Genomic DNA, 23,413 nt, shown 5'->3' on the forward strand with positions numbered 1-23,413 from the left:
CCGTGAAGCGTGCGGTCGTAGCGCTGGCGGCGGCAGTGGTGGCGTGTGCCCCGAGCGGGCGGGCGCCGGGGCGCTTCATGCCCTCGCCTCCGCCCGCGTCTCCCGAGCCGGATCCGGCGCCGCCTCCCCGTGCGGATGGGCGCTTGCCGGCCGGGGTGACACCCACGGCCTACGAGCTCGATCTGACCATCGATCCGAGTCAACCGACCTACATGGGGCGAGTGCGCATCGACGTACGCGTGGACGCGCCCACGCGGGCCATCGTGCTGCATGCCCGGGGGCCGCGGGTGCTGACGGCATCCGTCGATGACGGCGAGCGACAGTGGGTGACGGCTCGAACGCGCCCGCCCGCCCACGGCAAGGGTGACGACGAAGAGCTGGTGCTGGTGGCGAAGCGCGCCGTCCGGCGCGGCGCCGCCCGCATCGACATCCAGTTCGAAGCGCCGTTCTCCGAGGGTCTGAGCGGGATCTACAGAGTGAGCGAAGGCGGACGGGCGTACGCGTTTTCGCAAATGGAGCCCACGGACGCGCGTCGGGCATTTCCTTGTTTCGACGAGCCGGGATTCAAGACGCCGTTTGCCGTGAGCATCACCGTTCCGAGCGAAGACGTCGCCGTGTTCAATACGCCGGAGACGTCGCATCGCGAGAACACGACGAGCCAGCTCCAAACCTCCGTGTTCGCGGCGACCCGACCCCTCCCTACCTACCTGATTGCACTGGCCGTTGGCCCCTTGGAGGTGACCGAGGGCGCGCGCGAGCCGACGCCCGTGCGCGCCATCACCGCCGTCGGCAAGCAGAAGCTCGCCGGGCTCGCGCTGTCCACGGCCTCGGCGCAAGTGCAAGAGCTGTCGCGCTACTTCGGCGAGCCGTACCCGTATCCCAAGCTGGACTTGGTGGCGGTGCCGGAGTTCGGTGCCGGCGCCATGGAGAACGCAGGTCTCATCACCTTCCGCGAGGAGATCCTGCTCGTCGATCCCCAGCATGCGTCGGCGCACGCGCGGCGGCGCCTTGCCGGCGTGATGGCCCACGAGCTGTCGCATCAGTGGTTCGGTGATCTGGTCACCATGAAATGGTGGAACGACGTGTGGCTCAACGAAGGGCTCGCCACCTGGATGGAAGCCAAGGTGGTGGACGCGCTCTCCCCCGAGCTCGGCATCGCCCGCGAGGACGTCGTCGAAAAGAGCGAGGTGATGTCTCTCGACTCTCTGGCGTCCGCTCGGAAGATCCGTCAACCGGTGAAGAGCTCGAGCGACGCCCTGGAGGCTTTCGACGGCATCACCTACGACAAGGCCGCCGCCGTGCTGAAGATGGTGGAAGGTTGGGTGGGGAACGACGTGGTGCAACGCGGCATGCGGCGCTACGTGGCGGCTCATCGGGACGGGAATGCCTCGGCGGCGGATCTGTTTTCCGCCCTCGACGAAGCCAGCGGCCAGAACGTGGCGCAGGTGATGCAGAGCTTCGTGGATCAGACCGGCGTGCCCCTGGTTCGCATCGAGACACGCTGCGAGCAAGGCGCGCGGGTGGAGCTCGAGCAATCGGAGTACCGGCGCCCGGAGTCGGCGAAGCGCTGGACGTTGCCGGTGTGCGTGCGCCCCGACGGCGGTGCAGCCGTGTGCACCGTGATGAGCGACCGGCGCGCGACCCTGAGCCTGCCACGCTGTCCGCGCTTCCTGGTTCCGAACGCGGAGGCTCTGGGCTACTACCGGCCGCGCCTCTCGGCCGCGCTGCAAGGGGCGCTCCTCAAGCACCTGGCGCGGTTGTCCGAGCGGGAACGGATCGCGCTCTCGGGTGACAGCTGGGCGCTGGTGGAGAGCGGGCAGTCCGAGGTCAAGGACTACCTGGCGGTGGTGGCGGCGCTCGCCCCCGCGGCGGGGCGGCTGGAGTGGCAGGAGCTTTCGCGGACCCTCACGGAGCTCGACGGTCTCCTCGAAAGTCCGGAGCGGCGCGCTCGGCTCGGCGCGGCGGTGCGAAAATGGGCGGCGCCGGCGCTGCGGCGCGTGACCCTGCATGCCTCCGACAAGGACACGGACGAAACACGCACGCTGCGCGCGTTGCTCCTGGGGGTGCTCGTGGATCTGGCGCACGACCCCGCTGCAGAGCAGACCGTGGCGGCCCTCACCACGCGCTGGCTCGCGGATCCGAGCTCGGTCGAGCCCAGCCTGGCGGCGGCCGCGATCCCCCTCGCGGCGCGGCGCGGTGACGACAAGCTCTACGCCGCACTGCTCGCTCACATGAAGAGCGCTGGGACCCCGGAGCAGCGGTTGATGGCGCTGTCCGGGCTCACTGGCTTCTCCGAGCCCAGGCTGCTCGAGCGCACGCTCGGGATGACGCTGGATGGAACGCTGAAGCGCCAAGACCTGCGCTACGTGTTCCGGCCGCTGTTCGAGCGCCGGGGCGCGCGCGAGGTCGCCTACGGCTGGCTTCGCGCTCACTTCGACGAGCTGAAGAAGCGGCTTCCGGGTTTCATCCTCGGGCGCCTGGTGTGGGTGGTGGCAGGCCTGTGCGACGAGCAGCAGGTGCTGGACGGCGAAGCCTTCTTCCGACCGCGCCTCGCGCGCTTGGAGGGCGCCGACAAGCACCTGAGCCAGGCCGTGGAGCGCGGCCGCGTTTGCGCTGCATTTCGCGCCGAACGCCGCCAGAGCGCTCGCGACGCCCTCGATTCATCGTTGCCGTAGTCCGAACGCATTGTTGCGTTCCGGTGGGGTTTTACGCGCACGGCGGCGAGCGCAGGTTTGTCCTGCACTCAGGAGTGCAGAAAGGAACGATCATGGCGTGGGAACTGGACACTGCACACTCGGAGGTCGCCTTCGCGGTCAAGCACATGATGATCAGCACGGTGAAGGGAAAGTTCACCAGCTTTGCTGCGAGCGTCTCGTTGGATCCGAAGAACGTGACGGCCGCTTCCGTGGAAGCCTCGGTGGACATCGCGAGCATTCACACCGGTGAGGAGCAACGCGACGGGCACCTCAAGTCGGGAGATTTCTTCGACGCCGAGCAGCACCCGAAGATGACGTTCAAGAGCACCTCCGTGAAGCAGTCCGGCACGGACGTGACCATCGCGGGAGACCTCACCATCAAGGGCAGCACCAAGCCCGTGACGTTGAAGGGAACCATGGAGGGACCCGCCAAGGATCCCTGGGGCAACCAGCGGGTGGGCTTCAGCCTGGCGACGGAAATCGACCGCGAGGACTTTGGGCTGACTTGGAACCAGGTTCTCGAGACCGGCGGCGTGCTGGTGGGCAAGAAGGTGAAGATCTCCGTGGAGGCCGAGCTCATCGCCAAGTGACCGGCAACGGATGTAAGCTCCCGACCGTGGAAAAAGAACGAGTGAAGTTCCCCGTGCGCGTGGGCCTGCTCGGCTGCGGCACGGTCGGGGGCGGCGTCATCCGTCTGATCCAGGAGAACAGCGAGTACCTCGCATCCCGCGTGGGTGCGCCGTTGTCCATCACCCACGTCTTGGTCCGCGACGCGGTCAAGGATCGCGTGGCCGAGTGTCGGCGGGAGTGGATCACGACCGACCCCGAAGCCGTGCTGGGACAGGACGTCGACCTGGTGGTCGAGGTCATGGGCGGGGAGGAGCCGGCGCGGGGCTATCTGGAGCGTGCCATCAAGAGCGGCAAGAGCGTCGTCACCGCCAACAAGCTGCTCATCGCCAAGCACGGCCCCGAGCTGGTGGAGCACGCCATTTCCGCGGGCGTGGATCTGGCCTTCGAAGCCTCCGTGGGCGGTGGCATTCCCGTCATTCGCACGCTGCGCGAGGCGCTCACCAGCGATTGGGTGCAGAGCGTTCACGCCATCCTCAATGGCACCTGCAACTACATCCTGACGCGCATGCGCGACGGCGGCGTGAGCTTCGACGCGGCGCTGTCGGAAGCGCAGGAAAAAGGCTACGCCGAGGCCGACCCCACGCTGGACGTGGACGGTCACGACGCCGCGCAGAAGCTGGTGGTGACGAGCATGCTGGCCTTCGGCGCCAAGGTGGATGCCGCCGAGGTGCCCACGGAGGGCATCCGCGCCATCGATCAGCTCGATTTCCAGTTCGCCGAGCGCTTCGGCTACACCATCAAGCACCTGGCCATCGGGCGCGATCTGGGGGAGCGGGTCGAGCTCCGAGTGCACCCGACCTTGGTGCCCAAGACCAGTGTGCTGGCGAACATCGATGGCGTGCTGAACGGAGTGTTCATCGTCGGCCGCGCTCTCGGGCCCTGCCTATTGGTGGGGCGCGGGGCAGGGGACATGCCCACGGCGGTCAGCGTGGTCGCGGATCTGGTGGACGTCGCCCGCTCCAAGATCGAGGGCGAGCCGGGGCTCGCCACCCGCGGCATCCAACTGAAGGAGCGGCCGCTGCTGCCCCTCGAGGAGGTCGAGTCGCGCTACTACCTGCGCTTCGACGTAGAAGATACTCCCGGCGTGCTCGGCCACATCGCGACCGAGCTCGGCAAGGAAGGCATCAGCATCGAGCACATGGTGCAGGAGGGCCGCGCGGCCACCAGCAACAACGCCGTGCCGGTGCTGCTCGTCACCCACGCCTCCACGGAGGGCGCCGTGCGGCGAGCCGCGGCCGTGATCGGCGCCTCGTCGTTCATGCGCGGCCACCCGCGCTTGATCCGCATCGAGGACGTCTGAATGCCGGACCCCGCGCTGCCCCTCGGCGTGTTCGATTCCGGGCTGGGCGGCTTGACCGTGGTGCACGCGCTGCTCGAGGCACTGCCCGAAGAGCGCATCGTGTACCTGGGAGACACCGCGCGAGTGCCCTACGGCACGCGCTCGGCCGAGACCGTGATCCGCTACGCCAAGAGCTGCGCTCGCGTGCTCACGGATCGTGGCATCAAGGCGCTGGTGGTCGCCTGCAACACGGTGAGCGCCGTGGCTCTCGACGTTCTGCGAGCAGAGCTGGATTTGCCCGTGGTGGGTGTGGTCGTGCCCGGCGCCAGCGCGGCGGTCACCGCGGCCGAAGCCGCCGCACGTGAAAGCGCGGCTCCCGTGAAGGTCGGCGTGCTCGGCACCCAGGGCACCATCGGGTCCGGCGCCTATCCCCGCGCCGTGAGCCAGATCTCCACGCGTCTCGAGGTCGTCGGGCAGCCTGCGCCGTTGCTCGTCCCCTTGGTGGAAGAAGGCTGGCTCGAAGGTCAGGTTCCAGAGCTCGCCGTGGAGCGCTACGTCGCTCCGTTGATCGACGCCGGCGCCGGCGTCATCGTCCTCGGTTGCACGCACTACCCGCTGCTCAAAGCCACCATCGAGCGCGTCGCCGAGCGCGTCGCCGGCCACGCGGTGCCCGTGGTGGACAGCGCTCTGGCGACGGCCCACGCCGTGCTCGAGCTGGTGAACGAACGACGCATAGTGCCCGCGCCGCCGGGCCCCGAGCGAAGCCATGCCCAGCGCCTCGAGCTGCTGGTCACGGATCTCCCCAAGAGCTTCGCGACGGTCGCCTCCCGTTTCTTGGGCGAGGCGGTGGTCGACGTGCAGCAGATCGATCTGGGCTGACCTGACGAGGGTCATGTCGGTCCGCCGCGGTACCGCGCCGGGGCGGTCTCACGGTTCGGAGTTTGGGCCTGCAGGCTGTCGGGGATCAGTCAGAGGCCTGCCCTTGCCCACGAAGAGCTGCGCCCTCGGGCTATAACGCGGACGTTCGTTCGGGGCTCGCCCTGTGCCCATCAGGACCGCTCCGGCGCAAAGGACGGTGGGAGATGGCGCGAGAGAGACCCGAAGTGATGTTGACCCCCGAGCTTTGCAAGGGCTGCGGGCGCTGCGTGGAGGCGTGTCCGAAGCACGCCATCGCCCTCGGCAGCGAGATCAACCAAACCTCCGGATTGATCCCGGTCCACATCGATTACGAGACCTGCAACCACTGCGGGCTGTGCATCTCCGCGTGTCCCGAACCGTACGGTCTCGGTAACGAGGTCTACGAGCTCGAGGATCCAGAGAAGCTCTATGGCTCGATCAAGGAGCCGGCGCCGGAACCGACGGACATCCCCGGCGAGGCCATCGCGCTGCCCAAGGTGGAGCCGCTGCTGTTGAAGGGCAACTACGCCGCGGCCCTGGGCGCGATTCTCGCTGGCTGTCGTCACGTGTTCGGCTATCCGATCACGCCCAGTACCGAAGGTGCGGAGCTGATGGCGAAGCTCTTGCCCAAGCTCGGCGGCGTGTTCCTGCAAGCCGTCAGCGAGGTAGCGACGGTGAATCACATGTACGGCTGCGGCGGTGCCGGCTTGCCGACCATGACCTTCACCAGCTCGCCGGGCTTCTCCCTGATGTTGGAGGGGATTTCCTACATGATCGGCGCGGAGCTGCCCGGCGTGTTCGTGAACGTGATGCGCCCGGGTCCCGGCCTCGGGTACATCGGCCCCGAACAGTCCGACGTGAAGCTCGCCTGCCGCGGCCTGGGTCACGGCAACACCCACGCCATCGTGCTGGCGCCGACGTCCCCGCAGGAGATGCTCGATCTGACGATGCTGGCCTTCGAGCTCACCTTCAAATACCGAAACCCGGTGGTGGTCGCCGCAGACGGCTACCTCGGCCAGATCACGGGTCGCGTGCAGCTCCCCGACACCATGTACAAGCCCGGCTTGCCGAAGTGGGCGGTGTGGGGCGACGCCGCGCACAAGCGCAACCTGAACTCGTCGATCTTCCAGGACTGGGTGGATCTCGAGAAGCACAATGAGCACATCAGCGCGAAGTATCGTGAGATGCAGAAGCACGAGCAACGCGCCCTGACCTTCAAGGCGGAGGGCGCGAAGACCTTGGTGCTGGCCGCCAACACGCCGGCGCGCATGGCCAAGGCGGCGGTGGAGCAGCTGCGCCGCGACGGCCTGTCGGTGGGCTTGTTCCAGCCGGTGACGCTGTGGCCGTTTCCCATCGATGCGCTCCTGCCGTTGCTCGAGAACGCGGAGCAGCTCTTGGTGGTGGAGGCCAGCGACGGTCAGCTCGAAGACGAGCTGCGCTTGGCCCTGCACCACGCCGGGGTCCTGGGCGTGCCCATCCACCACTTGCGGCACATGGGCGGCATCTTGCCGGTCGACGAGGAAATCGAGCGGGAAGCCCGCAGCATCACGGAGGCGGCGTCATGACCACCGCGGCATTCTTCCAGCACTTCGATCGCCACGCCCATGGCAAGGGCCTCAAGGGTGCGACCACGCACTACTGCCCCGGCTGCGGGCACGGCTTGGCCCACAAGTACGTGGCGGAGGCCCTGAGCGAGCTGGGCGTGACGGACCGCACGGTGATGATCTCGCCGGTCGGCTGCGCCGTGTTCCTGTTCTACTACTTCGACACCGGCAACACGCAGGCGGCCCACGGCCGGGCGCCGGCGGTGGCCCTCGGCCACAAGATGGCGAACCCCGATTCCATCGTGGTGAGCTATCAGGGCGACGGTGATCTGGCGTCCATCGGTCTCGCGGAGATCATGCACGCCGCCCAGCTCGGCATTCCCATCACCATCGTGTTCGTCAACAACGCCATCTACGGGATGACGGGCGGGCAGATGGCGCCCACCACGCTGATGGGCCAGTGGTCGACCACCACGCCGGAAGGCCGCGGCCCGATGCAAGGGCCGCCCATGCGCGTCAGCGAGGTCATCGCCGAGCTCGACGGAGCCAGCTACGTGGAGCGCGTCGCGCTTTTCGACCAGAAGCATCGCAAGCGCGCCAAGCAGGCCATCAAGAAGGCCGTGCAACTGCAGGTGGAAGGCCGCGGCTTCGCTTTCGTGGAGGTGCTCTCGGAGTGCCCCACGCACTGGGGCATGACGTCGCTGGAGGCCGAAGCCCACGTGCGCGACGTGATGTCGAAGCAGTATCCCATCGGCGTGGTCAAGGACGAGACGCGGGAGCCCTGGTTCTTCCCGCCGAAGCCCGACTTCGATCCGGACAAGCTCTTGGAGGTGGTGGACGCGAGCCGCGTGAAGCCGCCCGCCTTCTGCGACAAGTTCCCGGAGCACATCGACCCGGTGGACGTGTCCTTGAAGCTCGCGGGAGCCGGTGGCGACGGCGCCCAGACGGCGGCCTATCTCATCACCCGCGCTGCCATCAACGAGGGCTTCGACGCCACCCACATCCCGAGCTACGGCCCGGAGTCCCGCGGCGGCACCAGCTACGCCGACGTGCACGTGGCCAAGCACGAGGTGCTCTCTCCGGGGGCGCCGTCCCCCCATGCGCTGGTCGCCTTCAACGCACCCAGCCTGGACAAGTTCGCCGGCACGGTGCGCTCCGGCGGCGTGGTGATCTACGACAGCAGCGTGATCACCGGGGAGCCCACGCTGCCCGCCGGCGTGAAGGCGTATCCCGTGCCCTGTGCGGAGATCGCCAACAGTCTCGGATCGCCCTTGGTGAAGAACGTGGTCGCCCTGGGCGCCCTCCAGCAGGCGACGGGCCTGCTCGCGGAGGAGTCGATTCTCACGGCGCTGCGCATGAGCCTGGCGGAGAAGGGCGCCCTCATTCCGGTGAACGAAGAAGCCTTCAGGTGGGGCGCCAAGGCGGTGAGAGAAGGCATCACGCATCTGACCTGAGGGCTCGCCGCGGTGTGACCGCGGCGGACCGACAAACCCTCTCTCCCGGCATGGGTGGTGAGGGCGGTTCTTGATAGACTCCCCCGCCATGAGGCGTCTTCCGCTGTTGGTTTGTCTTTCACTGGTGGGTTGTGGCGGCCCCGGTCTGCCCACCGGCAGCAAGCGCGAGTCCGGGCAGAGCACGCTGATGAGCCAGACCTACGCGGGCAAGAACCGCTGCGCTTCGGAGTCTCACGACCGCCCGTTCGTGATCGAGTGGGATGCCACGGACGTCTCCAGCTTCGAGGGGCGCGCGGCGAAGGACATCGTCTTCGTGCGCTATCAGGGCTGCGAGCTCGAGGTGCTCGATGGCTGCTCCGACGACTCCATTCCGGGCAAGTACGGCAGCTACGGTCCGCCGCAGTGGACCAGCGGCTCCGTGGAGAAGATGAACATCGAGAACGAAGCGGAGCTGTACGCCAATCTGCCCCTCGGCGCGGCGACCCTGGGTGGCCGGGTGCAAGCCGGAGAAACGTTCGCGATGGAGTACTTCGTGAGCGGCATCGAAACGGCGACTCGGGAGAAGATGTTTCGCGGCACCATTCGCGAGAACCCCGCGTGCGACAGCGCGACGCATTTCGTCTACGCCTACAACCTCGGCGCCTTCGAGCTGGAGTCCACGGACAGCTCCCGGCAGAGCGCGGGGGCCAGCGTCGCGGGCGTAGGGGCCGGCGGCGAACGGCGGACGCGGGGCAAGGCCGTGAAGAAGGGCGGCGAGCTGTCGAGCTGTCGCGGGAGCTCGGCGAAGGACGTGCACACCTGCCGGGTTCCGATCCGTCTCACGCTCAAGCCCATTTTGCCGGGCAACGATGCGGCCCCGCCGCCGCCGTCGCCGGAGCAAGTGTCGAAGGGCGAGGCCATGGACCAGGCCAACAAGCACCGCATGGCCGCCATGCAGAAGTTCCAGGCCAAGGACGGCGCCGGCTGCGTGGCGGAATTCGACGCGGCGGACCGCCTGGACCCCGATCCCACGCGCCGCTCCACGAACCCGGCGGTGGGACTGCAGACCCGCGCGCTGTGCGAGATGCTCGCGGGGCAGTGCGCCGTGGGCAAGCGCCACGCTCGCTTGGTCAAGGAGCAGAGCGGCGGCGGGCTGCCGCCGGAGCAAATGGATCAACTGGTGAGCGACCTGGCGGGGCAGTTCTGCACCGGCGACGCTGGGCTCGACGCCTGGGACAAGCTGGTGCGCGCCGACCGCCACCTGCGGGAGGCCGCGGCCAAGAACGACGGCGCGACGTGTGTGCGCGAAGCGGCGGCGTTGGACAAGGCGCTCAAAGCGGTGCCTGAGCCGGACCAGTATCGCAAGTACCAGAAGAGCAGCGCCGAGCACGCGCTGGCGCTGGCTCCGTCGTGCGCGGCCAAGGGCGGGCGCTGCGCCGATGCCCGGCGCCTGGCGAAGAAGTACTACCAGTCCATCGGCAACGCCGCCGGCGCTCAGGAGCCCGTGTTCTCACGCTCGTTCGACGCGCAGTACCCCGAGTGCAAGGGCAAGTGACTCAGCCGAGGGCCGCCCCGGGCTCGCTGGCGCACTGATACAGCACGGCCATGCGCACGGCCACGCCGGACTCCACCTGATTGAGCACCACGCTGCGGCTGCCGTCGGCGATCTCGTCGTTGATTTCCACGCCGCGGTTCAGTGGGCCGGGGTGCATCACGATGGCCTCGGGGTGGGCGAGGGCGAGGCGTGCGCGGTTCAGGCCGTACACGCGGGCGTACTCGCGATTCGACGGGATCATCGCGCCACCCAAGCGCTCCTTCTGGATGCGCAGCATCATCACCACGTCGGCCCCTTCCAGGGCGGGCTCGATGCGATCGAAGGCGCGGGCCCCGAGGCAGTCCGGCGGAAACGGCAGCAGCGTGCGCGGCCCGGCGAAGCGAACCTCGGCTCCGAGCAGCGAAAGCAAGAGCGCGTCCGAGCGTGCCACGCGGCTGTGCAAGATGTCGCCGCAGATGGCCACCGTGAGCCCTTCGATACGGCCCTTCGCCTTGCGGATGGTAAACGCGTCCAGGAGCGCCTGGGTCGGGTGCTCGTGCATGCCGTCGCCCGCGTTCACCACCGCGGCGCGGGTCTTGTCGGCGACGTAATGGGGCGCGCCCGACGCGGCGTGGCGGATGACCACGACGTCCGCGTGCATCGCGTCCAAGGTGGCCACCGTGTCCTTCAGCGTTTCGCCCTTGCTGGTGCTCGTGGACGAGCCCCCGAAGTTCACCACGTCCGCGGACAGCCGCTTGCCCGCCAGCTCGAAGGAGGTCCGCGTGCGGGTGGACGCCTCGAAGAACATGTTGATGATGGTCTTGCCGCGCAGGGTCGGGACCTTGCGCACCGGGCGGCGCGTCACCTCCAAGAAGGCCTCGGCGGTGTCCAAGAGACCGAGAGCACGAGTGCGATCCAGGTCGGAAATACTCAACAGGTGGCGAAGGCGCGGCTCGGTCATATGAAGCTCGGCGGTACGGAGCGGGCTCCGGTGGAGTGGACGATGGCGCGAAGCCCCAGGGCGTCGTCGAGCACGTCGACGCGATCTTCCGCTTCGAGGCTGACGGTGGCGACCACGTAGTCGGGTTGGATGGGGAGCTCGCGGCCCCCGCGATCGACCAGCGCGGCGAGCTCCACGCGCTTCGGGCGGCCGTAGTCCATGAGCGCGTCGATGGCCGCGCGCACCGTGCGACCCGTGAACACGACGTCGTCGACCAGGATGACGTGCTTGCCCTCCAGAGCGAAGGGGATCTCGCTGGGACCGATGCGAGGGTTCGGCAAGGCGGTGGCGGCGTCATCGCGGTACAGGGTGATGTCCACGGTGCCCATCGGCAGATCCCGGCCCTCGAGCTCCTTCACCCATCGGGCAATCTCGCGAGCGACCGGCACGCCGCCGCGGCGCACACCCACCAGCACCAAGTCGTCGGCCCCGGCGTGGCGTTCGACGATCTCACCCGCAAGGCGACGAAGGCCGCGCGTTGCGGCTTCGGCATCGAGCATCACGCGCATGGCGCTCGCGATCTAACATGGCTGCCCGGGGCGGCGCGCGGCGGGCTCGATTGCTCAATGATCATCGACAGTTGAGGTGCGGACGTCGCGTCCTGTTGCGCCGCGGCTTAGCGTGGCCCTGCATGCTCGAGCAGCTCGACCACCTGCTCTCTCACTTCGCGCTGTATCTGGGCGTGGCGGTCGAGGTGCTCGCGCTCGCGCTGGTGCCGCTGGTGTTGCTGCGACGCAAGGAGCCGTCGAGCACGTTTGCGTGGATCCTGACGCTGGTGTTCCTGCCGGGGCTCGGTGCCGCCTTGTTCCTGCTGCACGGTCGGGATCGCGTGCGCTGGCCCGCGCGGCGCAAGCGCGCAGCCGACGAGGTGCTGACGTCTCGGCTGGATCACGCACGACGCGAGACACGGGTGGACCCGAGCGGTGCCGTCGGCGAGCTCGACGAAGCCGAGCGCTGCATCTTCCGCGTGTGCGAAGGGCTCGGGCCGCTGGTGGAGGTGAGCCACGGCAATCGGGTCGAGCTGTACGAGAACGGCGGCGTTGCCCAGAACGCCATCAATGCCGCGATCGAGGGAGCCCAGGAGAGCGCTTTCGCGGAGTACTACCTGATCCGCGATGACGACACCGGCGCGCGCTTTCGGGAGCGCATGACCCAGGCCGCGGCTCGTGGCGTGGACGTGCGGCTCCTGATCGACGCCTACGGGTGCTTTTGGCTGCGCAAACGTTGGTTTCTTCCGCTGCGGCGAGCCAAGGCCAAGGTAGCGCAGTTCCTGCCGCTGAAGATGGCGCTCACGCTGCCGATGAACCTGCGAACGCACCGCAAGATCGTGGTCGTAGACGGTCGCGTGGCGTTCACCGGGGGGCTCAACGTGGGTGACGAGTACGTGCGCGAAACCGGCGGCAAGCCCGCCTGGCGTGACACCCACGTGCGTATCGAGGGGCCCGCCGTGGCTTCTCTCTCCAGTGTGTTCCTGCGCGATTGGCACTTCATGACGGGAAGCGAGGAGCTTCCGGAGCGTTTCTTCCCAGATACGGGCCAGCCCGGCGACGCCGTGGTGGCGGTGGTGCCCAGTGGGCCTGACGAAGGTCGCGAGGCGATCCATCGCGTCTTCTTCAGCGCCATCGTGGGCGCTCGGCGCCGAGTGTGGATCACCACGCCGTACTTCGTTCCGGACCGAGCGCTGCTGGTTGCCCTGGAGACCGCCGCCCGCCGCGGCGTGGAGGTGAAGCTCTTGCTCCCCGGGCACAGCAATCATCGGGTCACCCAACAGGCAGGGCGCAGCTACTTCACGGAGCTCCTGGAGTCGGGCGTGCAGGTGTTCGAGTACCTGCCCGGAATGATCCATTCCAAGACCATGCTGGTGGACGACGAGATCTCGCTGGTGGGCAGCGCCAACATGGACGTGCGCAGCTTCCGGCTGAACTTCGAGGTGCACACCCTGGTGCACGATCGCAGCTTGGCGCAGGAGCTTGAGGCGGCGTTCCTGCGCGATTGCGAGGCCTCCCGCGCCATCGAGCTCGATCGCTGGCGTCACCGCCCCTGGCTCGAACGGGTCGGCGAAGGCGCCGCGCGCCTCGTTTCTCCGATCCTTTGATGGGATTGTCGGTTCACCGCGAGTCTTCGCGGCCCGCCGGCGTGGTCCGAAAGTGTCGAACGCCCGTTCCGCCCCGCGCTGATAGCTTCGAGGACGGAGGTACTCATGAACGACCGGCTTGGCTTGGCTCGGAAGCTTCCGCTCGCCGCTGTGGCGCTTGGCGGACTGCTCGTGGTGGGACAGGCGCGCGCGGCAGGCCCGTACAGCCTGTACGTGACGGTTTCGGGCGCCGGCAACCACGACGGCTCGTCCCTCGCGAACGCCATGACCCTGGCAGAGGCCACGCAGGCGGCCGTCGCCGGGGACGTCGTCTTCGTGCAAAAGGGGCTGTACCAGCTGCCTCAGCTCACGACCTCCTTCAACCACTCCGGCACCGCCCAGAACCCCATCGTGTGGGAAGGCGAGATCTCGGACGCCGACCTCAGCTGGGAAGCCGAGAAGCCCAAGCCCACGCTCTCGAGCGATGGCTCGAACAGCACGGTGCTGGCGTCGGCCATCGCCGCGAACGGTCAGATCCACATCGGTGGCGACTACCAGACCTTTCGGAACATCGTGTTCCAGGAAGACGCGCCGGGGCGCGGGCTGGTCGAGATCACCGGCGATTTCGTGACGGTGGAGTCCTGCGCGTCGAAGTACCCGTCCAACGTCTCCAGCTCCTCGAACCATACCTGGATGGTGTACGGGCACGACGTCACGTTCCGCCAGTCGAGCTTCTACAACGGCTCGCGCACCATCCTGTGGGTGCGCAAGAGCGGTGCCGGTACCGCGGACAACTTCCTGATGGAGCAGTGCAAGCTGACGGGCGCCAACAACCACCCGCCGATTCAGATCATGCCCACCACGAACTCCTCCAGCGCGGAGACCATCAAGCACCCGATCGTTCGCAGCAGTGTGTTCATCGACAACCCCTACAGCGATGGCATCTACTCGCGCCAGAACGAGCAGGGCGCTTTCTACAACAACCTGTTCATTCGCTCGAGCACCCCCTACAGCGTGGATGTCCACACCGGCATCAACGCCGTCTGCGACACCTTGGGCAGCATCGTCGCCTACAACACGATCGTGGAGTCGGGCGGCAACATCATCTTCAATCGCGCGGAAAATCAGGTCTATTTCTTCAACAACCTGGTCTACCTCACGGCGGCGCCGTCGGGCCTGCCATACCGCTACGACAATCCCTTCGACGCTATCACCGGCCACAAGAACGACTACAACCTGTGGTACTCGACCAGCGGAAACATCGGGAGCATGAGCTGTGATCTCGGCTCCATGCCGTCGACCACGCTGGCCAACATCTTCTCCGCCTACGGTTTCGAAGAGCATTCGCTGATCCAGGTGGCTCCGGAGTTCGTGGACGCATCCTCCGACGACTACGCTCCGGCCAACGCGACTTCGAAGCAGGTCGGCGCCGCTCTGCCCATCACCAAGGCGGCCGGCTTCTGGATGGACATCACGGACGACTTCTACGGCAACGCGCGCGACGCCCAGAAGCCCACCATCGGCGCCATCGAGTACGGCTCCAGCCCGGGAGGCGCAGGCGGAACGGGCGGAACGGCGGGGGCCGCGGGCGCTGCCAGCGGTGGCGCCGCCGGCAGCGGCGCCGGCGGCGGCGCGGGACAGGGGAGCGGGGGCAGCGCGGGGCAGGCCACCGGCGGCACCGGCGGCGCTAGCGGTTCCGGCACCGGCGGCACCAGGCGGTAGCGCGGGTGGTGGCGGTTCCGGCACCGGCGGCAGCAGCAGCGCGAAGCCGAGCGAGGACGACGGTGGCTGCGGCTGCCGGGCTCCGGCGCGGGCTCCGAGCCGCCCCTCGGCGTAGCGCTCGCGCTCTCCGCCCTGGTGCTCTTCCGCAGGCGCCGCCGCTAGCGGATGCCGCGGGGCACGAGCACGCGCTCGGCAAGCCCCAGAAGGAAGTCCACCAGCAGCGCGAGCAGCGCTGCGGGACGGCGCCGGACAGGATCAGATCGATGTCGTTGAGCTGGAGACCAGTGACAATCGGGTCTCCGAGACCGCCGGCGCCAATGAAGGCTGCCAGCGTTGCGACGCCGATGCTGATCACGGTGGAGGTGCGAATGCCCGCCATGATCGTGCGCGTGGCCAGCGGCAGCTGCACGCGGAGCAACGTCTGCCGGTTCGTCAGACCCATGCCTCGAGCGGCCTCCAGCAGATCTGCGTCGACCTCCTTGATCCCGGTGAAGGTGTTGCGGAGGATCGGGAGAAGCGCGTAGAGGAACAATGCTGCGATGGCGGAGCGCGCGCCCAGCCCGAGCCCGGGGATCAGGATCATGAAGGCCAGGAGCGCGAGGCTCGGAACCGTCTGGATCACCCCCGCCGCGGCCATCACCGGTGTGGCCAAGACCTGCCGGCAGGTGAGCGAGATGCCGATGGGAACAGCGACCAGCACCGCCAGCAGTACGGCGATCGCCGTGAGCCACATGTGCTGGCCCGCGAGCTTCAGCGTCTGGCTGCGGCGCGACCACATGAAGGCGAGGAAACCGTGGCTGCGTTCCGAGTGAGCCACCGGCCGTGGCTTCGCGCCCTTCAGTAGGCCTTCCTGCTGCAGGAAGCCGCGGGCGACCTCGGCGAAGGAGCCACCCTCTTCTTCGACGCGATAGTTCAGCTTCCGCATCTTCTGGTCGTCGATTCGGAAGGCCAGGCGGTTCAAGAGCTCCCGGAGCTCCGGGTGGCGCTCGAGGGTGTCGGAGCGAACGATCGGTGCGCAGTCGTAGGGCGGGAAGAAGTGCCGGTCGTCCTGGAGAATGCGGATCGGGTAGCGCAGGAGCTTGCCGTCCGTGGTCCAGGTATCGACGAGGTCGATGCGGTGACTGCGAATCGCCTCGTAGGCCAGGCCGTGCTCCATTCCGGACATGTGGAAATGTGCAGGCCGTACGCCTTGCCAGCCAGCCCGGATAGCCGTCTTGTCGGTTGAGGGAATTCGTGACTGACGCCCGCGCGGAGCTCCTGCTCGTGGCTCTTCAGATCCGAGATGGTACGGATTCCGAGCTCCTTGGCGCGGCCTTCATCCATGGCCAGGGCATAGCTGTTGGAGAATCCGAAGGGGCGAAGCCAGGTGACGTCGAAGCGCTTCTCGAACTCGTCGGCGACGACCAGGTAGGCGCGCAGTGGGTCGCGCACGGGCTCGGCGATCTTCAGATGGATGCTCCAGCCGGTGCCGGTGTACTCAGGATAGGCGTCGATGTCGCCGTTCTGGAGGGCGGTGAACACCACGGTGGTGCCCCGAGGTTCACCTTGCGCTCCACTCGGATGTCGGAGTGCGCTTCGATGAGCTGCGCCATCATCTCCGCGAGCAGGCGGTTCTCGGTGAAGTTCTTGCTCCCGATCGCCATCGTCGACGTCGTCGCCGGCTGCCCCTCGGCGACGCCGCGGAGGAGCAGCACGCCGATCAGCGTGAGGAAGATCCACCAGCGGTGGGCCAGGACTCTAGGCATGCGGGCCCGCCAAGTGGCTCTGCAGGAATTGACGCACGAACTCGTTCGCCGGGCGCTGGCGGAAGTCCTCTTCCGTGCCGCTCTGCACGATGCTTCCCGCGTCCATGAGCACGACGCGATCGGCGAGCTTGAACGCCTCCGCCATGTCGTGGTGACGAGCACGATGGTCTTGTCCACTTGCTCTTCGAGCTGCAGGAACTCGTCGTGGAGCTGATCTCGCGTGATGGGATCGAGGGCGCCGAAAGGTTCGTCCATCAAGATGCACGGCGGGTCCAAGGCCAAGGCGCGCGCCACGCCCGCGTTGGCGTTGACCTCCGGAGAGGTCGCGAGGGAAGCGCGCGGCGTAGTCTTCCGGCAGCAGGTTCACGAGCCGCAAGAGCTCGTCCACGCGCTGCTTCGTCCTCTCCGCGGCCACCTTCGAGCGCGCACAGAAGACCGATGTTCTCGGCGACGCTCAGGTGCGAAACAGGCCACCGCGTTGGATCACGTAGCCGATGCTGCGGCGGAGGCGGATCACGTCCCACTGGGTGATGTCCTTGCCGTCGAACAGCACGCGACCGCTGGTCGGCTCGATCAGCCGATTGATGAGCTTCATGGTGGTGGTCTTGCCCGAGCCGCTGGTGCCGATCAGGGACACCGTCTCGCCGGCAGCGACGTCGAGGTCAGCCCGCTGACCGCCGCGACCTCCTTGCCCTCGAGGTCGACGAAGACCTTGGAAACGTCGAAGCTCGATCAAACCGAAGTCACCGCTGCAGCGCTCCGGTCGCGGTGATCATTCTGGCGCGTCCTTCCGGACGCATTCGTTCACGGAGTAGCCGCGGCTGTCGAGCCACTGCCGACGCAGCTGAAGGCCGGACAGAGAGAGAAGCTTGGGAATGTCCTCGCGGCGGAACTTGCGCGACGTGCCCACCTGCACGGCGTCTCCGGCGGCGAGCCGCACTTCCATGTCCAGCTTGCCGATGATGTACACGGCCTGGGGACCGTCGTGGCGAGCTTCATGTTCACGCAGCGGTTCTCGATGCCTTCGTAGGGCTCGTCTCGGTCGTAGGTGGATTCCTGCTCGAAGGCCGTCAAGTCGAAGTTGGCATCCAGCTCGTTGTTGATGCGCCGGAGCATGTTCATGAAGAAAGCGTGGTTCGCGTGCCCGGCTTCGTAGGCGCGACGCAGGATCTCTTCGTCCTTGTGCAGATCGATGCCGATCAGGAAGCGATCGTGCACCGTCATGCGCTCTCGCATCGACCGCAAGAACTCCACCGTATCGGCAAGGGTCTCGATGTTCCCCAGGGAGCCGCCGAAGAACAGGATCACTTTTCCGGCGGCGTCGGGGATGCTTTCGAGCACCTCGTCGAAGTGCCCATGGCGCGGCTCCACCGTTACCCGTCCGGGTAGGACTCCTCGATCTCCGCCTTGGTCGCGGACAGCGCGCCCTTGGAGAGGTCGATGGGCGTGTATGTGAGCCGGGTGCTCGCCCGCCCGCGCAAGGCGGCGTCGAACAGCAACTTGACCTTGCGGGCGGAGCCACAGCCGAGCTCGACGAACAGTCGTTCTCCGTCGACGATTTCCCGGCGCGAGAGCGTAGAATCTCCTCTTCGGCGTCCACCAGGTAGTAGTCGGGGCAGTCGATGTAGCGGTCGTACAGGCGCGAGCCCATCGAGTTCAGATGTGGCAGTGGTCGAGCCGCTTCACCCGAGAGGGGCTGGCCATCGCGCGGCGCACGGCGCTCTCGAACTCGCTCTCCGTTTCCGACAGCTGAGCGTCCTGCACTCGATAGCACCACACCCGAAACATCGCCTTCGGGTCCTTCTTGGGCAGGTACTGCTCGGGCTCGGTGAGGTGGACCTGCTGCCAGACGCCGTCCTTCTCGAGCGCCTCCATCCTCGAGCGCACCCCCATCGCGTCACTCTCGAAGAAGTCCGTGCGCATGGTGAACACGACTACGCCGCCGGGCTTCACGACGCGCGTGATCTCGTCGAGGGTATGCGCCGGAGCTTGGCCGAAGGAGAACACGCCCACCAGCACCGCGGCGGCGAAGTGACTGTTCGGAAGCGCGTCCAGAGGAAAGCCCAGGTCCGCCTGCACGACGTGCTGGTAGACGCCCTTGGCAGCGGCTTGCTCCAGCATCGCGTCCGAGAGATCGACGGCGGTCAAGTGGCCGAAGCCGCGCTTGGCGAGCTCGACGCCCGCAGCGCCCGTGCCTGCGCCAGCGTCCAGGACCGGCGAAACGTCCTTGAAAGGGACGAATTTCTCCACGATCTCTGCGGCGCGAACGTGGCCAAAGAAGCCGATGGCCTCGTGATCTTCGTCGTAGGTGGTGGCCCAGTCTCGGTACAGATCCCGCAACTGTGAGCGACTCTTCGCCTCATATGCGCGCTTCCAGATGCGCTCTCGGCGTGCGACGCCGTTGTTGGCCGAGGTGGATTGGGGCGGGGTGGAAGTCGTGTCCGGACTGGTCGAGCTCACTGTTCTCCGCGAAAAAGCACTGCGTCGCGCATGCGGGACGCGATTGAAAACGATGTCCGATCGTTTCAACGCATCCGCCCGTGCTGTCAAGGCGCTCTAGTTCAGCAGCTTGCCGTCGGGACCCCGGTCGTCGTCGTCCTTGCCGTCCCCTGGATCACCTTGAGACCCGAGCGCTGCACACGCTTCTTGCGCGCGTCGCGGTCGCGTGCGGCTTCGCGCTCGAGTGAGCGCAGCTTGAGCTTGAGCCAGAAGCGACGCGCGGGGCTGGGCGAGCCACCGAAGAGCCAGCCCGCGAGCATGCCGCCGAAGGAGAGACAAGCCCTGCTGCCGGCATCTCCAGCGTGATCACCATCAGCACGCTCATGGCCACCACGAACAGCACCAGGCCGCGGGAAGTGACCGGCAGCACGAAGAAGAGCTGCACGGTCTGGCCCTTGAAGCTCATGGCCCAGGCGATGGCGATGGCCTCGATCGCCGGCACGGAGGAAAACCAGTACTCGGGGATCAGCTTGGCGGCGACGGAAGCCGGCAAGATCTTTCCCATCAGCATCTGGAACAGATAGGCGACGGTGCTCGACAGGATCAGAAATCGGATCAGCTTCGGCCCACCCCACTTCTGCTCCAAGCTGGGCGTGAGGAAGTAGAAGCCGAGCAAGGCGAAGAAGATCGCGCCCACCCGCGGCTCGTGCATGAGCGGCGCGGTGAACAAGCGCCACACTTCGCCTTCGAGGATCTTGTCGGTGTTGCCACAGAAGAAGGCGAAGGCGGTCCGGGTGCGCCGCCCCAGTTCAGGCCCAGCGCGAAGGCCAGCCAGATGGCGAACAGCGTGATCATCACGCCCCACAGCGCCTTGCCGGGGCGGGGCAGCACGAAGGCCGGAGTCGGGTTCTCCCTCACGAGACAACTCGTAGCCGCAGCCGCGGCCTCCGCAACTCACTGGACGGCGGTGCAGCTGGCGTCGCGCACTACGCCCGGCATCGTCGTCGCGCTGCACAGCGCGATGGGCCCTGGGGATCCGTCGGTCTTGCGGGTGGTGACGGTGACGTCGTGGGCCGCGGCGGCGAGCCCGTCGAAGCGGAGATCCCGCCGCAAGGCACCGTCTTCTTGTCGCTGCCGTCCAAGAGGCCCGTGACTTCGCTGATGTCGCTGCAGCTGATGCCCAGCGTCGCGCTGACCACGGACGAGGGAACTCGGATGCTGGAGTCCTCCGTCAGCGGATCGCAACCGGCGTCCAGCGTCGCCCCGGCCTGCGCCTTGCGGAAACAGGTGGTGCCCCAACGCGGCGAGGACGCTCCGCTCTCGAAGGCGAACACCTCGAAGTCGTAGCTCTGATCGGGCGTCAGATCGCTGAAGGTGGCCGAGTCACCGCAGCCCGCGCTCTGTGTCGTAAGCGCGGCGCCCAGCAGGTGGGCATCGAAGTGCTCGACCATGCCGGCATCCGTGCCGCAGGTCAGATCCCCGAGGCCGTGCCGATACCCACGCGAATGGCGGTCGGCGTGTCGCTACCGGCGACGAGCTTGCCGCAGCCGTGCACGTAGCGGGTCAGGTAGTAGGCGGCGGTGACCGGACCTTCCGCCGGGGAGCCGGCGAGGTTCCTGCCACAGCTCGTGCTCCAGCGGGGGGACGTACTCACCGGTGCTGTCCCGCACCAGGGTGCGGCCGCCGGGCCCGAGGGCATGCACGTCGGTGCGATCGTACACGTCGACCTCGGCGTCGTAGCGATGGCCCGGGATCACGAAGCCGGTGGCGGCGGGCTGCAAGCACGACAGCGGGCGATAGGCGCCGCCGTCGCTGAGCACCGTGCTCGGCAACGCAAAGGATCCGCCGGCTCCTCGGCGGTGCCGAGGTCGAAGAACGTGACCACCATGCGTCGCGCTGCGCGGCGCGTCCGCGCACACCACCTCGCCCAGGAAATCCTGCGGGGCGACCGCCACCAGCGTCGGCGTCCGAGTCGGGCCTCGCCCCGGTGCTGCTGCACGCGGTGGTGGCCACGAGCAGGGCGGACAAGAGAAGAGTACGCAACGTGCCGGGTGTCCTAGCCCGAGCCGTGCTCCACGCAAAGCAGGATTTTGCAGGCTGGGCCAAAGGCCTATTCGATGGGCAGGTACACGCGTTCGTCGCCCATCGGCTCGTAGGCCACCAGCTGATCCGAGCGCAGCACGAAGCGAGCGGCCGCGGAGCCGGCTTCCAAGGTGGGCTCGGGAAAATCTCCGGGAGAGCAGCGGCGGCTGAGCACCACCGGCGGGCGCGACACCTCTACGGCGGCGGCGCCGTTGTGCCGCGCGTAGCGCACGCGCACGTTGAACGCCGACTCGGCGGTGCAGTCGAAACGCTCCCCGCTGCGTATCGTGAGCTTCTCCGCCACGCTCACGTGCTCCTCCGCCGTGGCCGAGCCGCTGTGCAGCCGGAGCGTGCTGGTCACGGTGCGCTCGAAGCGCTCGATGACATTGGGTGGCGGGCGGATGCCGCGCGACTGCTGCATCGCTTGCCAGGTGGTTCCCACCCGCAGCACTTCGTCCTCGGGGTCTCGTGGGCGACTTCCGGCGGCCGTTCGTTGGCGCGGCCTCCGCAGCCCGCGAGCACGAGAGACGCGAGCACGGTCGCGCGGGCGATCATTCCGTCGCGCCGTCCGTGGCCGCCTCGCTGCCACTGTCCTTCGGGGTGGAGGTATCCGGGGCGGCGTCCGGAACCTCGACGGGGACGGCCAGGAACTCGCACTCGGCGATCTTCTCCGGGTTCAGCACCACGTCGCACACCTTGGTGAGGGCGGTCTTGTCGCTCGGCTTGGGGTCGCAGCTCGAGAGCTCCGTCACGCCGTTCTTCGCGCAGCTGCCGGCGGCCTGGATCGAGCTCACGCAGCTCTTCACCTGCGGTGCCCCCGGCTGCTCGCCCTTCGCCAACCCGTGCAGGCACTGGTCGCGATAGAAGCGCTTGCACTGATCGACGTCGTCCACGATGCCGCAGAACTGCGCAGCTTCGCAGCGGGCTTCCTCGATGTCTCGGCATTCGTCCACGCCGACGGCGTCCGTGCGTGCAGCCGGCGGCATGGAAGACCAGGAACGAGTAGACGAAGGACGCAGCCAAGGCCGCCAGCGGTCGGGACACACCCATGGGGTGGCGCTACCATGCCGGCCCGAGGAGAGGCGAGTTTCTGGCGGCCTGCGCCGGTCTCTAAAGCGTGTTGACAGTTTCTGCCGACACCGCCCTTCTCGGGCGTCGGGCATAGGCCCTTCCTGCTTCGACGAGGGTAGTCTCACGGACCGGAGCGACGGTTCGCCAGAGCTTCCCTCTCCACAAGCGTTTTGCGTCTCCGCGTGCTTCGCGGCGACGGGAGGCCAAACCTCCAATTCATGCAGCCTACCAGAACCTGAACATATGTCAAGCATTAATCCCCGCCGAGGCAGGATTTCGTCGGCGATCCCAATCCAGAAACTGTCAACAGACTCTAGACTGCGCCGTGATGTCGCAGGCGATGATCTTGTGTGCGGGCCTGGGTACCCGCCTGCGGCCACTGACCGACGAGCTGCCCAAGCCCTTGGTGCCCGTGGGAGACCGCCCGCTCTTGGCGCACATCACCGCCCGGCTACGGTCCCAGGGCATCCATCAAGTGGTGCTGAACACGCACCATCTGCCGCGGGCTTTCGACAGTGTGTACGAGTGGTTGGACGTGGAAGTCAAAGTGGTGCACGAGCCCGAGATCCGGGGCACCGCGGGCGGCGTGGCGGGAGCCCGGCGCCACTTCTCCTCCGCTCCCGTGCTGGTCTGGAACGGTGACATCCTCGCTGATCCGCCGGTGGGTCGCTTGCTGGAAGGCGCCGCCCTCGGCGGTGCGTGCTTGGCCGTGGCGCCGCGCGGCCGCGGCGAAGGCACCGTGGGCCTCGACGCCGACGGCCACGTGGTGCGGGTGCGGGGTGAGCAGTTCGGAGACGAGGTGGCGGGGGGCGACTACCTGGGCATCGCCGCCCTTGGCGCTCGCACCCTGCGCGCGTTGCCGGACAAGGGCTGTCTCATCGGCGACGTGGTCCTGCCGGAGCTCCGCGCCGGCGGTGTAGTGCCCAGCGTGCGGGTCGCCGGGCGCTGGAGTGATCTCGGAGACGTGGCGAGCTACATGGAGGAAAACCAACGCTTTTTGGACGAGCGCGGGGTGGAGAGCTGGATCGCACCGCGCTCCACGGTGATGGACTCCGTGAGCCCCGAGCGCAGCATCGTGGGTCCCGGCGCCCACGTGTTCGGCTACGGCAAGCTCCGGCGGGTGGTGGTGTGGCCGGGCGCGGAAGTGCGCGCGCCCCTCGACAACGCCGTGGTCACCCGCTCCGGGCGTATCGTGCGCATCGCGTAGTTTCCGCGCCGTACCAACAAAAGAAGCCGAATCACTGCAGCTGGAGATTTTGTCGGGGCG

General features: G+C 67.6%; 22 protein-coding genes and 2 pseudogenes. 10 read left to right on the top strand and 14 right to left on the bottom strand.

The annotated features are described in order from the left end of the window. The first annotated feature begins 2 nt into the window (after positions 1 to 2). From H6717_09360 to H6717_09390, 7 genes are all read left to right on the top strand, one after another. Positions 3 to 2,675 (top strand): M1 family metallopeptidase, encoded by a 2,673-nt coding sequence (locus H6717_09360; protein ID MCB9577219.1) that lies wholly within the window; start codon positions 3 to 5, stop codon positions 2,673 to 2,675. Positions 2,676 to 2,767: 92 nt separating this feature from the next. Beyond that, the gene (locus H6717_09365) at positions 2,768 to 3,286 is read left to right on the top strand and encodes a YceI family protein (GenBank protein ID MCB9577220.1); all 519 of its coding nucleotides are present in this window, start codon (positions 2,768 to 2,770) and stop codon (positions 3,284 to 3,286) included. Beyond that, positions 3,283 to 4,626 carry a homoserine dehydrogenase gene (locus tag H6717_09370; protein MCB9577221.1) on the top strand — a complete coding sequence of 448 codons (1,344 nt, stop codon included), beginning with the start codon at positions 3,283 to 3,285 and terminating at the stop codon, positions 4,624 to 4,626. The genes H6717_09365 and H6717_09370 overlap by 4 nt, the downstream gene beginning before the upstream one ends. After that, positions 4,627 to 5,484, top strand: coding sequence for a glutamate racemase (locus H6717_09375; GenBank protein MCB9577222.1), 858 nt, complete (start codon positions 4,627 to 4,629; stop codon positions 5,482 to 5,484). A 203-nt stretch (positions 5,485 to 5,687) separates the two neighbouring features. Further along, the gene (locus H6717_09380; protein MCB9577223.1) at positions 5,688 to 7,067 is read left to right on the top strand and encodes a 4Fe-4S binding protein; all 1,380 of its coding nucleotides are present in this window, start codon (positions 5,688 to 5,690) and stop codon (positions 7,065 to 7,067) included. Beyond that, positions 7,064 to 8,500: a 2-oxoacid:acceptor oxidoreductase family protein gene (locus H6717_09385; GenBank protein ID MCB9577224.1), complete on the top strand. Its 1,437-nt coding sequence runs from the start codon at positions 7,064 to 7,066 to the stop codon at positions 8,498 to 8,500. The genes H6717_09380 and H6717_09385 overlap by 4 nt, the downstream gene beginning before the upstream one ends. Before the next feature lie 88 nt (positions 8,501 to 8,588). Beyond that, entirely contained in the window at positions 8,589 to 10,034 is a 1,446-nt protein-coding gene (locus H6717_09390) for a hypothetical protein (protein MCB9577225.1), read from the top strand. A gap of 1 nt (position 10,035) precedes the next feature. Here the strand turns inward: H6717_09390 and H6717_09395 are convergent, their stop codons facing one another. Both H6717_09395 and pyrR read right to left on the bottom strand, forming a co-directional pair. Then, on the bottom strand, positions 10,036 to 10,974 hold the full coding sequence (locus H6717_09395) for an aspartate carbamoyltransferase catalytic subunit (protein MCB9577226.1): 939 nt from the start codon (positions 10,972 to 10,974) through the stop codon (positions 10,036 to 10,038). After that, the gene (pyrR, locus tag H6717_09400; protein ID MCB9577227.1) at positions 10,971 to 11,522 is read right to left on the bottom strand and encodes a bifunctional pyr operon transcriptional regulator/uracil phosphoribosyltransferase PyrR; all 552 of its coding nucleotides are present in this window, start codon (positions 11,520 to 11,522) and stop codon (positions 10,971 to 10,973) included. The genes H6717_09395 and pyrR overlap by 4 nt, the downstream gene beginning before the upstream one ends. A 122-nt stretch (positions 11,523 to 11,644) precedes the next feature. On the opposite strand from pyrR, the gene cls reads away from it, so the two are divergent. Both cls and H6717_09410 read left to right on the top strand, forming a co-directional pair. Further along, a complete protein-coding gene (gene cls / locus H6717_09405) occupies positions 11,645 to 13,108 on the top strand; it encodes a cardiolipin synthase (protein ID MCB9577228.1) in 1,464 nt (487 codons plus the stop codon). A gap of 105 nt (positions 13,109 to 13,213) precedes the next feature. Beyond that, positions 13,214 to 14,809 (top strand): hypothetical protein, encoded by a 1,596-nt coding sequence (locus H6717_09410; protein MCB9577229.1) that lies wholly within the window; start codon positions 13,214 to 13,216, stop codon positions 14,807 to 14,809. A 158-nt stretch (positions 14,810 to 14,967) separates the two neighbouring features. On the opposite strand, the pseudogene H6717_09415 reads toward H6717_09410, so the two are convergent. The 12 genes and pseudogenes from H6717_09415 to H6717_09470 form a co-directional block, all read right to left on the bottom strand. Then, positions 14,968 to 15,587: pseudogene (locus tag H6717_09415) on the bottom strand (ABC transporter permease). Positions 15,588 to 15,766: 179 nt separating this feature from the next. Continuing rightward, complete coding sequence (locus H6717_09420; protein ID MCB9577230.1) at positions 15,767 to 16,330, bottom strand: hypothetical protein; 564 nt, start codon at positions 16,328 to 16,330, stop codon at positions 15,767 to 15,769. After that, complete coding sequence (locus H6717_09425) at positions 16,255 to 16,554, bottom strand: hypothetical protein (GenBank protein ID MCB9577231.1); 300 nt, start codon at positions 16,552 to 16,554, stop codon at positions 16,255 to 16,257. Before H6717_09425 ends, H6717_09420 begins: the two co-directional genes overlap by 76 nt. Beyond that, positions 16,547 to 17,287: pseudogene (locus H6717_09430) on the bottom strand (ATP-binding cassette domain-containing protein). The gene H6717_09425 and the pseudogene H6717_09430 overlap by 8 nt, the downstream one beginning before the upstream one ends. A 71-nt stretch (positions 17,288 to 17,358) precedes the next feature. Next, complete coding sequence (locus H6717_09435) at positions 17,359 to 17,925, bottom strand: L-histidine N(alpha)-methyltransferase (protein ID MCB9577232.1); 567 nt, start codon at positions 17,923 to 17,925, stop codon at positions 17,359 to 17,361. Positions 17,926 to 17,927: 2 nt separating this feature from the next. Beyond that, positions 17,928 to 18,173, bottom strand: a complete 246-nt coding sequence (locus tag H6717_09440) for an L-histidine N(alpha)-methyltransferase (GenBank protein MCB9577233.1) — start codon at positions 18,171 to 18,173, stop codon at positions 17,928 to 17,930. Positions 18,174 to 18,210: 37 nt separating this feature from the next. After that, positions 18,211 to 19,014 carry a class I SAM-dependent methyltransferase gene (locus tag H6717_09445; protein MCB9577234.1) on the bottom strand — a complete coding sequence of 268 codons (804 nt, stop codon included), beginning with the start codon at positions 19,012 to 19,014 and terminating at the stop codon, positions 18,211 to 18,213. A 154-nt stretch (positions 19,015 to 19,168) separates the two neighbouring features. Continuing rightward, a complete protein-coding gene (locus H6717_09450; protein ID MCB9577235.1) occupies positions 19,169 to 19,732 on the bottom strand; it encodes a hypothetical protein in 564 nt (187 codons plus the stop codon). A gap of 247 nt (positions 19,733 to 19,979) precedes the next feature. Continuing rightward, a complete protein-coding gene (locus H6717_09455) occupies positions 19,980 to 20,444 on the bottom strand; it encodes a hypothetical protein (protein MCB9577236.1) in 465 nt (154 codons plus the stop codon). Between the two features lie 72 nt (positions 20,445 to 20,516). Continuing rightward, positions 20,517 to 20,948 (bottom strand): hypothetical protein, encoded by a 432-nt coding sequence (locus tag H6717_09460; GenBank protein MCB9577237.1) that lies wholly within the window; start codon positions 20,946 to 20,948, stop codon positions 20,517 to 20,519. 155 nt (positions 20,949 to 21,103) lie between these two features. After that, positions 21,104 to 21,526, bottom strand: coding sequence for a hypothetical protein (locus tag H6717_09465; protein ID MCB9577238.1), 423 nt, complete (start codon positions 21,524 to 21,526; stop codon positions 21,104 to 21,106). Positions 21,527 to 21,626: 100 nt separating this feature from the next. After that, positions 21,627 to 22,061 (bottom strand): hypothetical protein, encoded by a 435-nt coding sequence (locus tag H6717_09470; protein MCB9577239.1) that lies wholly within the window; start codon positions 22,059 to 22,061, stop codon positions 21,627 to 21,629. 413 nt (positions 22,062 to 22,474) lie between these two features. Here H6717_09470 and H6717_09475 point away from each other — a divergent pair, with 413 nt between their 5' ends. Beyond that, positions 22,475 to 23,353 carry an NTP transferase domain-containing protein gene (locus tag H6717_09475; GenBank protein ID MCB9577240.1) on the top strand — a complete coding sequence of 293 codons (879 nt, stop codon included), beginning with the start codon at positions 22,475 to 22,477 and terminating at the stop codon, positions 23,351 to 23,353. The last annotated feature ends 60 nt before the right edge of the window (positions 23,354 to 23,413 follow it).

The organism is Polyangiaceae bacterium (assembly GCA_020633235.1).
In the GTDB taxonomy this organism is placed as follows: Bacteria; Myxococcota_A; Polyangia; order Polyangiales; family Polyangiaceae; genus JACKEA01.

What these genes read in the sequence shown, in the direction of transcription:
- H6717_09365 (MCB9577220.1), top strand. Translation starts at nt 2,768, where the DNA reads ATGGCGTGGGAACTGGACACTGCACACTCGGAGGTCGCCTTCGCGGTC.
- H6717_09375 (MCB9577222.1), top strand. Translation starts at nt 4,627, where the DNA reads ATGCCGGACCCCGCGCTGCCCCTCGGCGTGTTCGATTCCGGGCTGGGC.
- H6717_09380 (MCB9577223.1), top strand. Translation starts at nt 5,688, where the DNA reads ATGGCGCGAGAGAGACCCGAAGTGATGTTGACCCCCGAGCTTTGCAAG.
- H6717_09385 (MCB9577224.1), top strand. Translation starts at nt 7,064, where the DNA reads ATGACCACCGCGGCATTCTTCCAGCACTTCGATCGCCACGCCCATGGC.
- H6717_09390 (MCB9577225.1), top strand. Translation starts at nt 8,589, where the DNA reads ATGAGGCGTCTTCCGCTGTTGGTTTGTCTTTCACTGGTGGGTTGTGGC.
- H6717_09395 (MCB9577226.1), bottom strand. Translation starts at nt 10,974, where the DNA reads ATGACCGAGCCGCGCCTTCGCCACCTGTTGAGTATTTCCGACCTGGAT.
- pyrR (MCB9577227.1), bottom strand. Translation starts at nt 11,522, where the DNA reads ATGCGCGTGATGCTCGATGCCGAAGCCGCAACGCGCGGCCTTCGTCGC.
- cls (MCB9577228.1), top strand. Translation starts at nt 11,645, where the DNA reads ATGCTCGAGCAGCTCGACCACCTGCTCTCTCACTTCGCGCTGTATCTG.
- H6717_09410 (MCB9577229.1), top strand. Translation starts at nt 13,214, where the DNA reads ATGAACGACCGGCTTGGCTTGGCTCGGAAGCTTCCGCTCGCCGCTGTG.
- H6717_09425 (MCB9577231.1), bottom strand. Translation starts at nt 16,554, where the DNA reads ATGCCTAGAGTCCTGGCCCACCGCTGGTGGATCTTCCTCACGCTGATC.
- H6717_09455 (MCB9577236.1), bottom strand. Translation starts at nt 20,444, where the DNA reads ATGGTCGAGCACTTCGATGCCCACCTGCTGGGCGCCGCGCTTACGACA.
- H6717_09470 (MCB9577239.1), bottom strand. Translation starts at nt 22,061, where the DNA reads ATGCCGCCGGCTGCACGCACGGACGCCGTCGGCGTGGACGAATGCCGA.
- H6717_09475 (MCB9577240.1), top strand. Translation starts at nt 22,475, where the DNA reads ATGTCGCAGGCGATGATCTTGTGTGCGGGCCTGGGTACCCGCCTGCGG.